This is a genomic window from Bradyrhizobium diversitatis, from assembly GCF_016031635.1.
Classification (GTDB): domain Bacteria; phylum Pseudomonadota; class Alphaproteobacteria; order Rhizobiales; family Xanthobacteraceae; genus Bradyrhizobium; species Bradyrhizobium diversitatis.
In genome coordinates this window covers 58,765-72,556 of record NZ_JACEGD010000023.1, presented here as the reverse complement: position 1 = coordinate 72,556, position 13,792 = coordinate 58,765, and the positions used below count along the sequence as shown (strand labels likewise).

Sequence of the window (13,792 nt, the reverse complement as noted above, 5' to 3'; positions counted from 1 at the left end):
GCGTAATGGATATTTTTGCCAACCTCGCTCACGGCTTCGCCGTCGCCTTTTCTCCGATCAACCTGCTGATGTGCCTGATCGGCGCCCTCGTCGGGACGCTGGTCGGCGTGCTCCCGGGCATCGGTACCATCGCTACCGTCGCGATGCTGCTGCCAATCACCTTCGGACTGCCGCCGGTCGGCGCGTTGATCATGCTCGCCGGCATCTATTATGGTGCCCAGTATGGCGGCTCGACCACGTCGATCCTGGTCAACATACCCGGCGAGGCAACATCGGTCGTCACCGCCATCGACGGCCACCAGATGGCCAAGCAGGGCCGCGCCGGCCCGGCGCTGGCGATTGCCGCGATCGGCTCGTTCTTCGCCGGCTGCGTCGCGACCGTCTTGATTGCCATCCTCGGCGCGCCGCTTACGAAGCTCGCGCTTGCCTTTGGCCCGGCCGAATATTTCTCGCTGATGGTGCTCGGCCTGATCTTCGCGGTGGTCCTGGCCAAGGGCTCGGTGCTGAAGGCGATCGCCATGATCGTGTTCGGCCTGCTGCTGTCGATGGTCGGCTCGGACATCGAGACCGGCGCCTCGCGCATGGCCTTCAACATTCCCGAGCTCGCCGACGGCCTCGGCTTTGCGACCGTGGCGATGGGCGTGTTCGGTTTTGCCGAGATCATCCGCAATCTCGACCATGGCGCCGAGATGAATCGCGATCTCGTGCAGCAGAAGATCACCGGCCTGATGCCGACCAAAAAGGATCTGCTCGACTCGACGCCGCCGATCCTGCGCGGCACCGTGCTCGGCTCGATCCTCGGCATCCTGCCCGGCGGCGGCGCGGTCATCGCGTCGTTTGCGGCCTATACGCTCGAGAAGAAGCTGGCCAAGAACCCGTCGCGGTTCGGCCGCGGCGCGATCGAGGGCGTCGCGGGGCCGGAGAGCGCCAACAACGCCGCGGCGCAGACCTCCTTCATCCCGCTGCTCACGCTCGGCATCCCGCCGAACGCGGTGATGGCGCTGATGGTGGGCGCGATGACCATTCACGGCATCGTGCCGGGTCCGCAGGTGATGCAGAAGCAGCCGGATCTCGTCTGGGGCATGATCGCCTCGATGTGGATCGGCAATCTGATGCTGATCATCATCAACCTGCCGCTGGTCGGCATCTGGGTGCGGCTGCTGCGCGTGCCGTACCGGCTGATGTTCCCCTCGATCGTGATCTTCTGCGCGATCGGCATCTATTCGGTGAACAACGCGCCGGTCGACGTCATCCTCGCAGGCGTGTTCGGTTTGGTCGGATATTGGCTGATCAAGCACGATTTCGAGCCGGCGCCGCTGCTGCTCGGCATGGTGCTCGGACCGCTGATGGAAGAGAACCTGCGCCGTGCGCTGCTGATCTCGCGCGGCGACTGGAGCGTGTTCGTCACGCGCCCGTTGTCGGCGGTGCTGCTTGCGGTCGCGGCGAGCCTCTTGATCCTCACCGTCCTACCGGCGTTGCGCGCCAAGCGCGACGAGGTGTTCACGGAGTCCGAGAACTGAGGTCGCCTGCGCCTTGCGTCGGCTCGGGTCCTGCGTCGGCGTGCCGCATCCGAAAGTCGAATCGACTTGTGTGACGGCTTCGTGAAGTGAAAATGCCGGCCTCTTGGCCGGCATTTGTGTATAGCCAAGGGGACTACAGGGGATCGACATGACCTTTATTCGCGCGCTCGCGGGCGCATGTGCCGCAGCGCTCGCCTCGCTGGGCGCCTTTGTTGCACCGGTCGAGGCGCAGACCTATCCGACGCGCAGCATCACCATGATCGTGCCGTTTGCGGCCGGGGGCCCGACCGACGTCGTCGCGCGCATCGTCACCTCGCACATGGCGCAGACGCTGGGACAAAGCATCATCATCGAGAACGTCGTCGGTGCCGGCGGCACCACCGCGACCACGCGCGCCGCGCGCGCGGCCAATGACGGCTATACGCTGATCACCGGGCATATGGGTACGCATGCCGCATCGGTGCCGCTCTATCCGAAGCTCGCCTACCATCCCGAGAAGGACTTCGAGCCCATCGCGCTGCTCGCGGGCACGCCGATCCTGATCCTCGCGCGCAAGGACTTTCCACCGAAGGACCTGAAGGAGTTCGTCACCTATGTGAAGGCGAACGCCGAGAAGGTGAACGCCGCGCATGCCGGCGTCGGCTCGGTCTCGCATGTCTCCTGCGAATTGCTGCACTCGATCCTCGACATCAAGCCGGTCGGCGTGCCCTTCAACGGCACGGGACCCGCGATGAACGCGCTGGTGGCGGGCCAGGTCGATTACATGTGCGACCAGATCGTCAACGCCGTGCCGCAGATCAACGCCGGCACCATCAAGGCCTATGCGATCGCAACGCCGGAGCGCAATCCGTCGCTGCCGAATGTGCCGACGACGGCCGAAGCGGGCCTGCCGAAGTTCCAGGCCCAGGCCTGGAATGCGATATTCGCGCCCAAGGGAACCTCGCCTGCGATCGTCGCCAGCCTGAACGCTGCGGCCGTCAAGGCGCTCGATGACGAGACCGTGCGCAAGCGCCTGCTCGAGCTCGGCAGCGTTATCCCAAGTCCTGCCGAACGGACGCCGGAATCGCTGGCCGCCCTCGTCAAGGGCGAGATCGCGAAGTGGACCCCGGTGCTCAAGCCGGCAACTTAGGCAATGCGATCAAGCTGATAGGCAGAAGGGCGGGACGCAGGTTCCGCCCTTGTCGTTTGTGCCGGGACCACTCATTTTTCCGGGTATAATGGCGGCGGACAGCGAATCGCTGCTGTCGCAGCATGGGGGCGGCCGCTAACTTCGCCGCCTCCCCCAGAGGCTGCCGTCTTCCTAAGGTTTTTGGCACATGCACCAGTATCAGGACCTGCTCGAGCGGATTCTTTCCGACGGCGCCGAGAAGACCGACCGGACCGGCACCGGCACGCTCTCGGTGTTCGGCCACCAAATGCGCTTCAATCTCTCCGCCGGTTTCCCGATGCTGACCACCAAGCGGCTGCCACCGAAGGCGATCGTGCACGAGCTGTTGTGGTTCCTGAAGGGCGACACCAACATCAAATATCTGCGCGACAACGGCGTCACCATCTGGGACGAATGGGCGGACGCCAATGGTGATCTCGGCCCGGTGTACGGCCATCAATGGCGCTCCTGGCCCACGGCCGACGGGCGCAGCATCGACCAGATCGCCAATGTCATCGACATGATCAAGCGCACTCCCGATTCCCGCCGGCTGATCGTCACCGCCTGGAATCCGGCCGACGTCGAGAAGATGGCGTTGCCGCCCTGCCACCTGCTGTTCCAGTTCTATGTCGCGAACGGCAAACTGTCGTGCCAGCTCTATCAGCGCTCCGCCGACGTCTTCCTCGGCGTGCCCTTCAACATCGCCTCCTATGCGCTGCTCACCATGATGGTGGCGCAGGTCACCGGGCTGAAGCCAGGCGACTTCGTGCACTCGCTCGGCGATACCCATCTCTATTCCAACCATCTGGAGCAGGCGAAGCTCCAGCTCACCCGCGCGCCGCGCGCGCTGCCGGTGATGCGTATCAACCCTGATGTAAAGGACATCTTCTCCTTCCGCTTCGAGGATTTCGAGCTCGTCGGCTACGATCCGCATCCGCACATCAAGGCGGAAGTCGCGGTCTAGCGCCGATGTCGTTGGCCATCCGTCGTGCCCAGGCTGGAGAAGCTGGCCTCGTTCTGTCCTTCATCCGCGAGCTTGCCGAATACGAAAAGCTTTCGCACGAGGTGGAGGCGACCGAGGCTGACATCAACGACGCGCTGTTCGGTGATAGGCCGCAACTCTATTGCGCGATCGCCGAATGGAAAGGTGAGCCGGTCGGCTTCGCGGTGTGGTTTGCGAATTTTTCCACCTTCAGCGGCCGCCACGGCATCTATCTCGAAGATCTCTACGTGCGGCCGTCGCATCGGGGCAGGGGCCTGGGCAAGGCGCTGCTGATCTATCTCGCCAGGGAATGCATCGAGAACGGCTGGTCGCGCCTGCAATGGGCGGTGCTCGACTGGAACGCGCCGTCGATCGCGTTCTACAAGTCGCTCGGTGCCGTCATGATGGACGACTGGACGCTGTGCCGCGTCACCGGGCCTGCGCTGACGCGGCTTGCCGGGAACACGCCCTGATGGAGATCGTCTTCGTCGTTGCGATTGCGGAGAACGGCGTCATCGGCGCCGGCAGCGCCATCCCGTGGCGATTGAAATCCGACATGGCCCGCTTCAAGGCGCTCACGATCGGCAAGCCGGTCATCATGGGCCGCAAGACCTTCGAATCCCTGCGCCGGCCGTTGCCGGGCCGCACCAACATCGTGATCACGCGCGATGCGGCTTATCGTGCTGCTGGTGCCGTCGTCACGACATCGGCTCCGGATGCGGAGGCGGTCGCGCGCGGCGATGCCCTGCGACGTTCGGTCACTGAGATCGCCGTGATCGGCGGCGCCGAGATCTATCGGCAATGGCTCGATCGCGCCGATCGTCTCGAAATCACCGAAGTGCATGCGCGGCCCGAAGGCGATACGCATTTCGACATCGACAAGGCCGGGTGGGAGGAGACGGCGCGCATACGTCATCCTGCCGGACCCGATGACAGCGCCGACTTCTCCTATGTGACATATCGTCGGCGGGCGGGCCATTAACCGCATTTGCCAATGTTAACATTGACTTTTCTGCCCCTAGGCTTAGCTCGGAAGACGACCCGGGCTGCGTTGTAAGGGACCTGCCTGTCCCCTATAAAGCCGGACCGGAGAAAGCGGGCGGGGGCAATTCCACCCTGCCGAGGAGAGCGTCGAATGCCGTGGAAGAATCAGGGCGGTGGCCCGTGGGGCTCGGGTCCAAAGGGACCATGGGGCTCAGGCCCGCAACCGGTCGGGCCGAGGCCGCCGGATCTGGAAGACCTTCTGCGGCGCGGCCAGGACCGCCTCCAGCAGATCATGCCGGGCGGCTATTTCTCCGGCATCGGAATCACGCTGATCATCCTGCTGATTGTGGCATTCTGGCTGCTGTCGGGCTTCTTCCGCGTGCAGTCCGAAGAGCTCGGTGTCGTGCTGCGCTTCGGCAAGCATGTCCGCACCGTGCAGCCGGGCCTGAACTATCACCTGCCCTACCCGATCGAGACCGTGCTGCTGCCGAAGGCTCTGCGCGTCAACACCATCTCCATCGGCATGACGCTGATCGACGATCCGGCGCGGCGCGGCCGCTCGGTTCGTGACGTGCCGGAAGAGAGCCTGATGCTGACCGGCGACGAGAACATCGTCGACGTCGACTTCACCGTGCTCTGGCGTATCAAGCCGGACGGCGTCGGCGATTTCCTCTTCAACATCCAGAATCCCGAAGGCACCGTGAAGGCGGTCGCCGAGAGCGCGATGCGCGAGGTGATCGGCCGCTCGCAGATCCAGCCGATCCTGACCGGCGCGCGGAACGTCACCGAGCAGAACGTGCATGAACTGATCCAGAGGACCCTGGACAGCTACGGCGCGGGCATCCAGATCAGCCAGGTGCAGATGCAGAAGGTGGATCCGCCGGCGCAGGTGATCGACGCCTTCCGCGACGTGCAGGCGGCGCGCGCCAATCTCGAGCAGTTGCAGAACGAAGCGCAGACCTACGCCAACCAGGTGGTGCCGCAGGCGCGCGGACGTGCAGCGCAGATCCTTCAGGCCGCCGAAGGCTACAAGGAGCAGGCGGTCGCAGAGGCCAAGGGCCAGAGCGCGCGCTTTCTGAAAGTTTACGAGGAATACAAGAAGGCGCCCGACGTGACGCGTGAACGGATCTATCTTGAAACGATGGAGCGCGTCCTCGGCGGCGCCGACAAGCTCGTCTATGACGGCGGCGCCTCGGGGCAGGGAATCGTGCCCTATCTGCCGCTACCCGAACTGACGACCAAGCGGCCGCCTACCACCGGTCCGCAGTCGAGTGGAGGCAGCCGATGAGGTCTCCGGTTACAGGTTTCGTCACTCTGCTCGGGCTGCTCCTGGTCCTGATCGTCGGCTACATGTCGCTGTTCACGGTACAGCAGACCGAGCAGACCATCGTGCTCCAGTTCGGCCGGCCCGTCGACGTCGTCACCACACCCGGCCTGCATTTCAAGGCACCGTGGAATTCGGTGATCAACATCGATAAGCGGATCCTCGATCTGGAGAATCCATCGCAGGAAGCGATCGCATCCGACCAGAAGCGGCTCGTCGTCGACGCCTTTGCGCGCTACCGCATCAAGGATGCGCTGCGCTTCTATCAGAGCATCGGCTCGATCCAGGCTGCCAACATCCAGCTCACCACGCTCCTGAACGCGGCGTTGCGCCGCGTGCTCGGCGAGGTCACCTTCATCAATGTGGTGCGCGACGACCGCGAGAAACTGATGCTGCGCATCCGCGACCAGCTGGATCGCGAGGCCGATGGCTACGGCATCGAGGTCGTCGACGTCCGGATCCGCCGTGCCGACCTGCCGGAGCAGAACAGCCAGGCGGTCTACCAGCGCATGAAGACCGAGCGTGAGCGCGAGGCCGCCGAGTTCCGTGCACAGGGTGGACAGAAGGCGCAGGAGATCAAGTCCAGGGCCGACCGCGAGGCCACCGTCATCGTCGCGGAGGCCAATTCGCAGGCCGAACAGACCCGCGGTGCGGGCGATGCCGAGCGCAACCGCCTGTTTGCGGAAGCCTACAGCAAGGACGCCGACTTCTTCGCCTTCTACCGGTCGATGACGGCCTATGAGAACGGTCTGCGTTCGAATGACACCCGCTTCCTGCTGCGGCCGGACTCGGATTTCTTCCGGTACTTCAGTAATCCGTCCGGCAAGATGGCAAATGAGACGCCGGCGAAGCCGTAAGCTAGACAAGGGCGGCCGGTCTGGCCGCCCTTTGTCCAGACAAGAACAGTATAGCGGGAGGTTCCATTCCGATGAGGTCCATTGCGTTCGCCGACTTCCTCATCGGCCTAGGCATCCTGTTCGTGCTTGAAGGCTTGATGTTCGCGGCCAGTCCCAACTGGATGCGCAAGGCCATGAAGAGCGCCATCGCTACGCCGGACAACGTGCTGCGGGCGGTTGGGATCGGTTCGGCCGTGGCCGGTCTGGTCCTGATCTGGGTTATCCGGCGCCCGATTTAGGGCATCAGGCCAACGCCAAAGTGAAGGCGCCAGACCGGTTTTCGTCGTATTGTCGGTGTCTTGAGGCCCGTTAAGCTCCGCGCTTGCGCCGTGCCCCCGTTCGAGCGCAGTCTGGCGCCGAATCCCTTTGCCTGGAGATCACAATGACCGCTGCCACCACTGCCCCGTCCCGCTCGCGCCGTTGCGTGCGACTTGGTGTGCGAATTGGGCTGGCCGCGCTCGCCGTCGGTGCTTTCAGCGCGTTCGGCACGCCGGCCCATGCGCGTGGACCGGATGGCATCGCCGACGTCGCCGAGAAGGTGATCGACGCGGTCGTCAACATCTCGACCTCCCAGACGGTCGAGGCCAAGGGCGGCGGCGGCAGCAACACCATGCCGCAACTGCCGCCCGGCTCGCCGTTCGAAGAGTTCTTCGACGACTTCTTCAAGAACCGCCGGGGTCCCGGTGGCGGCAGCAAGGGCGACAACCCGCCGCGCAAGACCAACTCGCTCGGCTCCGGCTTCATTATCGACGCATCAGGCGTCGTCGTCACCAACAACCACGTCATTGCGGACGCCGACGAGATCCACGTCATCCTCAACGACGGCACCAAGATCAAGGCCGAGCTGGTCGGCGTCGACAAGAAGACCGATCTCGCCGTGCTCAAGATCAAGCCGCCGAAGCCGCTGGTCGCGGTCAAGTTCGGCGACTCCGACAAGTTGCGCCTGGGCGACTGGGTGGTCGCGATCGGCAACCCCTTCAGCCTGGGAGGCACGGTGACCGCCGGCATCGTCTCGGCCAAGAACCGCGACATCTCCTCAGGGCCATACGACAGCTATATCCAGACCGACGCCTCCATCAATCGCGGCAATTCCGGCGGTCCGCTGTTCAACCTCGACGGCGACGTCGTCGGCGTCAACACGCTGATCATCTCCCCATCCGGCGGCTCGATCGGCATCGGCTTCGCCGTGCCGTCGAAGACGGTGGTGGGCGTCGTCGATCAGCTCCGCCAGTTCGGCGAGCTGCGCCGCGGCTGGCTTGGGGTGCGCATCCAGAGCGTCACTGACGAGATCGCCGAGAGTCTCAACATCAAGCCGGCGCGCGGTGCGCTGGTCGCCGGCGTCGACGACAAGGGCCCGGCCAAGCCGGCCGGCATCGAGCCGGGCGACGTCGTCGTCAAGTTCGACGGCAAGGACGTCAAGGACCCGAAGGACCTGTCCCGCGTCGTCGCCGACACGGCGGTCGGCAAGGAGGTCGACGTCGTCATCATCCGCAAGGGGCAGGAAGAGACCAAGAAGGTCACGCTCGGCCGCCTCCAGGACCCCGAAAAGGTGCAGGCCGCGGTGAAGACCGACGAGCCCGCGCCCGAGAAGCCGGTGACGCAGAAGGAGCTTGGCCTGGACCTCGCAGCGCTCAACAAGGATCTGCGCACGCGTTACAAGATCAAGGACAGCGTCAAGGGCGTGGTCGTCACCAATGTCGACGCCAATTCAGACGCTGCAGAGAAGCGCCTCTCGGCCGGTGACGTCATCGTCGAGGTCGCGCAGGAGGCCGTTTCCAGCGGCGCCGACATCCAGAAGCGGGTCGATCAGCTCAAGAAGGACGGCAAGAAATCGGTGCTGCTGCTGGTCTCCAACGGCGACGGCGAGCTGCGCTTCGTCGCACTGAGCGTGCAGTAACTTCATCCGTCATTCCGGGGCGATGCGAAGCATCGAACCCGGAATCTCGAGGTTCCGGGTCTGGTGCTTCGCACCATCCCGGAACGACGATTGTGTCAGCCCTCCACGAACTCCTCCCGCCGATATCCCTGCGCATAGAGCAGCGCGGTGAGATCGCCGTGATCGATCCGCGCGGCCGCGGCCGCGGCCACCGCGGGCTTGGCGTGATAGGCCACGCCGAGCCCCGCCGCCTGGATCATCGCGAGATCGTTGGCGCCGTCGCCGACCACCACCGAGTCGATATCATCGAGATCGAACGACTCCATCAGATCCACCAGCGTCGCGAGCTTTGCGGCGCGGCCGAGGATCGGCTCCTTCACCTCGCCGGTGAACTTGCCGTCGCGCACGACGAGCTCATTGGCGCGGTTCTCCTGGAAGCCGATCCTGGCGGCGACCGCGCGCGTGAACAAGGTGAAGCCGCCGGAGACGAGGCAGGTATAGGCGCCGTTCGCGCGCATGGTGGCGACCAACTCGCGGCCGCCCGGCGTCAGCGTGATGCGCTTGGCCAGCACCTCGTCGACCACGTTTGCGGGCAGGTCCTTGAGCAGCGCGACGCGCTCGCGCAGCGCCGGCTCGAACTCGATCTCGCCGCGCATCGCGCGCTCGGTGATGGCGGCGACATGCGCCTTCACCCCGACGAAATCGGCGAGCTCGTCGATGCATTCCTGGCCGATCATGGTGGAATCCATGTCGGCGAGAAAAAGCTTCTTGCGCCTGAAGCCAACAGGCTGCACGACGATATCGATGGGCAGGTCGCCGCGGAGCTCGCGCAACCGCTGCTCGATGGCGTGACGGTCACTTCCGAGGTTACTGTCGGTGCCGAAGGGGATGTCGACCGCGACCCCGTCGAACAGCCAGTGCGCGGGCGCCGCTTGTGGCAGCACGGCGCGGGCGCCGTCGACGATGGTCGAGTCGAGCGCGGGATTGTCGGGGTTGCAGATCAGCGTGGCAACGAGGGACATTGAGGTTTTCGTGAGCGAGGGGCATTCAAGCAAGGCCGTGCTTATCGCAGGCCCGACCGCCAGCGGCAAGTCGGCGCTGGTGCTCGAGCTTGCCCTCGCCACCGGCGGTATCGTCATCAATGCCGATTCCATGCAGGTCTACCGCGACCTCCGTATCATTACGGCGCGGCCGACAGCAGCGGACGAGGCGCTCGTGCCGCATCGCCTCTATGGCCATGTCGATGCCGCCGTGAATTTTTCGGCGGGCGCCTGGGTCAGCGACGCGGCGAAGGCGCTCGATGAAGCAAGGGCTCAAGGCCGTCTGCCGATCTTCGTCGGCGGCACAGGGCTCTATTTCAAGGCTCTGACGGCCGGCCTCTCAGTGGTGCCGCCGATCCCGGCCGAGGTGCGGGAGGACGTGAGGGGGCGACTGGAGCGGAACGGCGTCGAGGCGCTGCACGCGGAACTTGCGCGCCGGGACGTGGCAGCAGCCGAGCGATTGAACCTGCGCGACCGCACGCGGATTGCGCGCGCGCTCGAGGTGATCGAGGCGACCGGGCGTTCACTGCTCGACTGGCACCGGGAGGGACAGCCACCGCTGCTGCCCAAGGACAGATTTCGCGCGGTCTTCCTCGCGCCCGAGCGGGACGAGCTCTATGCCCGCATCGATGCCCGCTTCGACGCCATGCTGGGTGCCGGTGCGCTGCGGGAAGTCGAGCGGCTCGCCGCCAGACACCTCGATCCGCTGCTGCCGGCGATGAAAGCCCATGGCGTGCCGGCCCTGATCCGGCATCTGCGCGGCGAGCTCGGCCTGGAGGAGGCCGCCAGCATTGGCCGCGCCGACACCCGCCACTACGCCAAGCGGCAATTCACCTGGTTCCGGCACCAATTGCCGGAATTCGAATGGGTCAGGCCGGAGGAGGCAAGGGGTTGGCTCGCGGCGGTCGTGAACGCGGGCAGGGCTTCCGACTAACGCGGTTTTGTGGCGGGGGCTCGAATTTACCTCTCGCCGAACCCGGGGAACAGGGCTACACTGGCAAAATCGCGTGGGAACCGCCGCATTGCCTTGACATCCGGGCTTTGGCCGCTATGTTTCGCGCAACCTTTGGGAAGCCGATCGCCCGCCATGCGTAACATTATTACCAAACTCCTTATCGCCGTCGTACCCAGGCACACCGCCGGGGATGGCTAGCTGCCATCCACAAGACAGGCGGTGTGCATGGGCCCTCTTCGGGGCCTTTTTTATTTCCCGAACCCGACACGAACGAAGCCGCTGACAACAGCGCATCCGGAGCAAGCCAATGAGCGACAAGAGCCACGATCCGAACCAGATGACCGGCGCCGCGATGATCGTCCGCGCGCTCATCGATCACGGCGTGACCGACATTTTCGGCTATCCCGGCGGCGCCGTGCTTCCGATCTATGACGAGATCTTCCAGCAGAGCGAGGTCCAGCACATCCTGGTCCGCCACGAGCAGGGCGCGGGCCATGCCGCCGAGGGCTATGCGCGTTCGACCGGCAAGCCGGGCGTTGCGCTGGTGACCTCCGGTCCCGGCGCCACCAACATGGTGACGCCACTCACCGACGCGCTGATGGACTCGATCCCGCTGGTCTGCATCTCCGGCCAGGTGCCGACGCATCTGATCGGCAACGATGCCTTCCAGGAATGCGACACCGTCGGCATCACGCGTCCCTGCACCAAGCACAACTGGCTGGTGCGCGACGTCAACGATCTCGCCAAGGTGCTGCATGAGGCGTTCTATGTCGCAACCTCGGGCCGTCCGGGCCCGGTGCTGGTTGACGTCCCCAAGGACGTGCAGTTCGCGACCGGCACCTACCATCCACCGCGCAAGTCCGATGTGCACCGCTCCTACGCGCCGCGCGTGAAGGGCGATGCGACGCAGATCCGCAAGGCCGTGGCGCTGCTGGCCAGTGCCAAGCGTCCCGTGATCTACAGCGGCGGCGGCGTCATCAATTCCGGCCCCGAGGCGACCAAGCTCTTGCGCGAGCTGGTCGAGGTCACCGGCTTCCCGATCACCTCCACGCTGATGGGTTTGGGGGCGTACCCGGCCTCGGGCAAGAACTGGCTCGGCATGCTCGGCATGCACGGCACCTACGAGGCCAACATGACCATGCATGATTGCGACGTCATGCTGTGCGTCGGCGCGCGCTTCGACGACCGCATCACCGGCCGCGTCGATGCGTTCTCGCCGGGCTCGAAGAAGATCCACATCGACATCGACCCGTCCTCGATCAACAAGAACATCCGCGTCGACGTTCCGATCATCGGCGATTGCGGCAACGTCCTCGGCGACATCCTCCAGGTGTTCAAGGCGGAGGCGAAGAAGCCCGACATCAAGTCGTGGTGGCAGCAGATCGCGCAATGGCGCGCCCGCAACTCGCTCTATTACAAGAAGAGCAACGACGTCATTCTGCCGCAGCACGCGATCCAGAGCCTGTTCGAGGCGACGCGCGGCAAGGACACCTACATCACGACCGAGGTCGGCCAGCATCAGATGTGGGCGGCGCAGTTCTACGGCTTCGAGGAACCGCATCGCTGGATGACGTCCGGCGGTCTCGGTACCATGGGCTATGGCCTGCCGGCGGCGGTCGGCGTGCAGGTTGCCCATCCCGACAGTCTCGTCATCGACATCGCGGGCGATGCCTCGGTGCAGATGACGATGCAGGAAATGTCGACGGCGGTTCAGTACGAGCTGCCGATCAAGATCTTCATCCTGAACAACCAGTACATGGGCATGGTGCGGCAGTGGCAGCAGCTGCTGCACGGCAACCGCCTGTCGCATTCCTACTCGGAAGCGCTGCCGGATTTCGTCAAGCTCGCGGAAGCCTATGGCGCCGTCGGCCTCCAGGTGCACAAGCCCGCCGATCTTGATGGTGCGATCAAGGAGATGATCTCGGTCAAGCGTCCGGTGCTGTTCGACTGCCGCGTCGCGGCGCTGGAAAACTGCTTCCCGATGATCCCCTCCGGCAAGGCCCACAACGAGATGCTGCTGCCGGAGCAGGCCAACGACGAGGCGACCGCGAAGGCATTCGCCGGCGGCAAGGCGCTGGTGTGAGGCCATGTTCGACCTGAGGGAGCTCGAGCGCGCACATGCGATCGTGGGGCAGGCGGTGCCGGCAACGCCGGCGCATGCCTGGCCGTTGCTCGCAGGTCGGCTCGGCACCGAGGTCGTGGTCAAGCACGAGAACCACACGCCGATCGGCGCCTTCAAGGTGCGCGGCGGCCTCGTCTATCTCGAACGGCTGAAGCGCGAGCGGCCGAAGACACCGGGCATCATCTCGGCGACGCGCGGCAATCACGGTCAGAGCCTCGCCTTTGCCGCGAGCCGCCACGGCGTGCCCGCGGTGATCTATGTGCCGCGCGGCAACTCGGTCGAGAAGAACCGCGCGATGAAGGCCTTCGGTGCCGAACTCGTCGAACACGGCGAGGACTTTCAGGCGGCACGCGAGGAAGCCGAGCGTCGCGCGCAGTTCGCCGGGCTCCACATGGTGCCCTCGTTCCACCCGGATCTCGTTCTTGGCGTTGCGACCTACGCTCTCGAACTGTTCCGCGCAGCGCCGGACCTCGATATCCTCTATGTGCCGATCGGGCAGGGCTCCGGCATCTGCGGCTGCATCATGGCGCGCGACCTGCTCGGCCTGAAGACCGAAATCGTCGGCGTGCAGTCGACGGAAGCGCCGTCCTATGCGCTGTCGTTCGCGGCCGGAAAGATCGTGACGACCGAAACCAGCAACACGCGAGCCGACGGCATGGCGACGCGCATCCCTGACGAGGATGCGTTCGCGCTGATCCGCAAGGGCGCCTCGCGCATCGTAGAGGTCACAGACGACGAGGTCGCCGCCGCGATTCGCGCCTACTGGACCGATACGCATAATCTCGCCGAAGGCGCCGGTGCAGCGGCGCTGGCGGCGGCGCTGCAGGAAAAGAGCAAGCTGAAGGGCAAGCGCGTCGGTCTCGTGCTGTCTGGCGGCAATATCGATTTCGATCTGTTCCGCCGTTGGGTCGGGACGGACGCGCCAGCGATGGCGTGACGGAGAGAC

At 65.0% G+C, this 13,792-nt stretch carries 13 protein-coding genes; 12 read left to right on the top strand and 1 reads right to left on the bottom strand.

The genetic code is table 11. The features are described 5' to 3' along the window. The first annotated feature begins 5 nt into the window (after positions 1-5). From H1B27_RS24880 to H1B27_RS24840, 9 genes are all read left to right on the top strand, one after another. Complete coding sequence (locus H1B27_RS24880) at positions 6-1,520, top strand: tripartite tricarboxylate transporter permease (RefSeq protein WP_197967863.1); 1,515 nt, start codon at positions 6-8, stop codon at positions 1,518-1,520. A 148-nt stretch (positions 1,521-1,668) separates the two neighbouring features. After that, the gene (locus tag H1B27_RS24875; RefSeq protein ID WP_061879317.1) at positions 1,669-2,649 is read left to right on the top strand and encodes a tripartite tricarboxylate transporter substrate binding protein BugD; all 981 of its coding nucleotides are present in this window, start codon (positions 1,669-1,671) and stop codon (positions 2,647-2,649) included. A 187-nt stretch (positions 2,650-2,836) separates the two neighbouring features. Further along, positions 2,837-3,631, top strand: coding sequence for a thymidylate synthase (locus H1B27_RS24870; RefSeq protein ID WP_197967862.1), 795 nt, complete (start codon positions 2,837-2,839; stop codon positions 3,629-3,631). 5 nt (positions 3,632-3,636) lie between these two features. Then, complete coding sequence (locus H1B27_RS24865) at positions 3,637-4,122, top strand: GNAT family N-acetyltransferase (protein WP_197967861.1); 486 nt, start codon at positions 3,637-3,639, stop codon at positions 4,120-4,122. After that, positions 4,122-4,631, top strand: a complete 510-nt coding sequence (locus H1B27_RS24860) for a dihydrofolate reductase (protein WP_131869807.1) — start codon at positions 4,122-4,124, stop codon at positions 4,629-4,631. The genes H1B27_RS24865 and H1B27_RS24860 overlap by 1 nt, the downstream gene beginning before the upstream one ends. Positions 4,632-4,784: 153 nt before the next feature. Beyond that, on the top strand, positions 4,785-5,921 hold the full coding sequence (gene hflK, locus H1B27_RS24855) for an FtsH protease activity modulator HflK (protein ID WP_061879314.1): 1,137 nt from the start codon (positions 4,785-4,787) through the stop codon (positions 5,919-5,921). Next, complete coding sequence (gene hflC / locus H1B27_RS24850; RefSeq protein WP_061879313.1) at positions 5,918-6,814, top strand: protease modulator HflC; 897 nt, start codon at positions 5,918-5,920, stop codon at positions 6,812-6,814. Before hflK ends, hflC begins: the two co-directional genes overlap by 4 nt. 71 nt (positions 6,815-6,885) lie before the next feature. Next, positions 6,886-7,092 (top strand): DUF2065 domain-containing protein, encoded by a 207-nt coding sequence (locus H1B27_RS24845; RefSeq protein ID WP_028177121.1) that lies wholly within the window; start codon positions 6,886-6,888, stop codon positions 7,090-7,092. A 143-nt stretch (positions 7,093-7,235) separates the two neighbouring features. Continuing rightward, on the top strand, positions 7,236-8,750 hold the full coding sequence (locus H1B27_RS24840) for a Do family serine endopeptidase (RefSeq protein ID WP_197967860.1): 1,515 nt from the start codon (positions 7,236-7,238) through the stop codon (positions 8,748-8,750). Positions 8,751-8,845: 95 nt separating this feature from the next. On the opposite strand, the gene serB is transcribed toward H1B27_RS24840, so the two are convergent. Next, positions 8,846-9,751, bottom strand: a complete 906-nt coding sequence (gene serB, locus H1B27_RS24835) for a phosphoserine phosphatase SerB (protein WP_197967859.1) — start codon at positions 9,749-9,751, stop codon at positions 8,846-8,848. Between the two features lie 10 nt (positions 9,752-9,761). On the opposite strand from serB, the gene miaA reads away from it, so the two are divergent. The 3 genes from miaA (at position 9,762) to H1B27_RS24820 (ending at position 13,783) form a co-directional block, all read left to right on the top strand. Continuing rightward, positions 9,762-10,703, top strand: a complete 942-nt coding sequence (gene miaA / locus H1B27_RS24830; RefSeq protein ID WP_061879310.1) for a tRNA (adenosine(37)-N6)-dimethylallyltransferase MiaA — start codon at positions 9,762-9,764, stop codon at positions 10,701-10,703. 328 nt (positions 10,704-11,031) lie between these two features. Beyond that, on the top strand, positions 11,032-12,807 hold the full coding sequence (locus H1B27_RS24825) for an acetolactate synthase 3 large subunit (RefSeq protein ID WP_197967858.1): 1,776 nt from the start codon (positions 11,032-11,034) through the stop codon (positions 12,805-12,807). Between the two features lie 4 nt (positions 12,808-12,811). Beyond that, on the top strand, positions 12,812-13,783 hold the full coding sequence (locus H1B27_RS24820; RefSeq protein ID WP_197967857.1) for a threonine dehydratase: 972 nt from the start codon (positions 12,812-12,814) through the stop codon (positions 13,781-13,783). Positions 13,784-13,792: the final 9 nt, after the last annotated feature.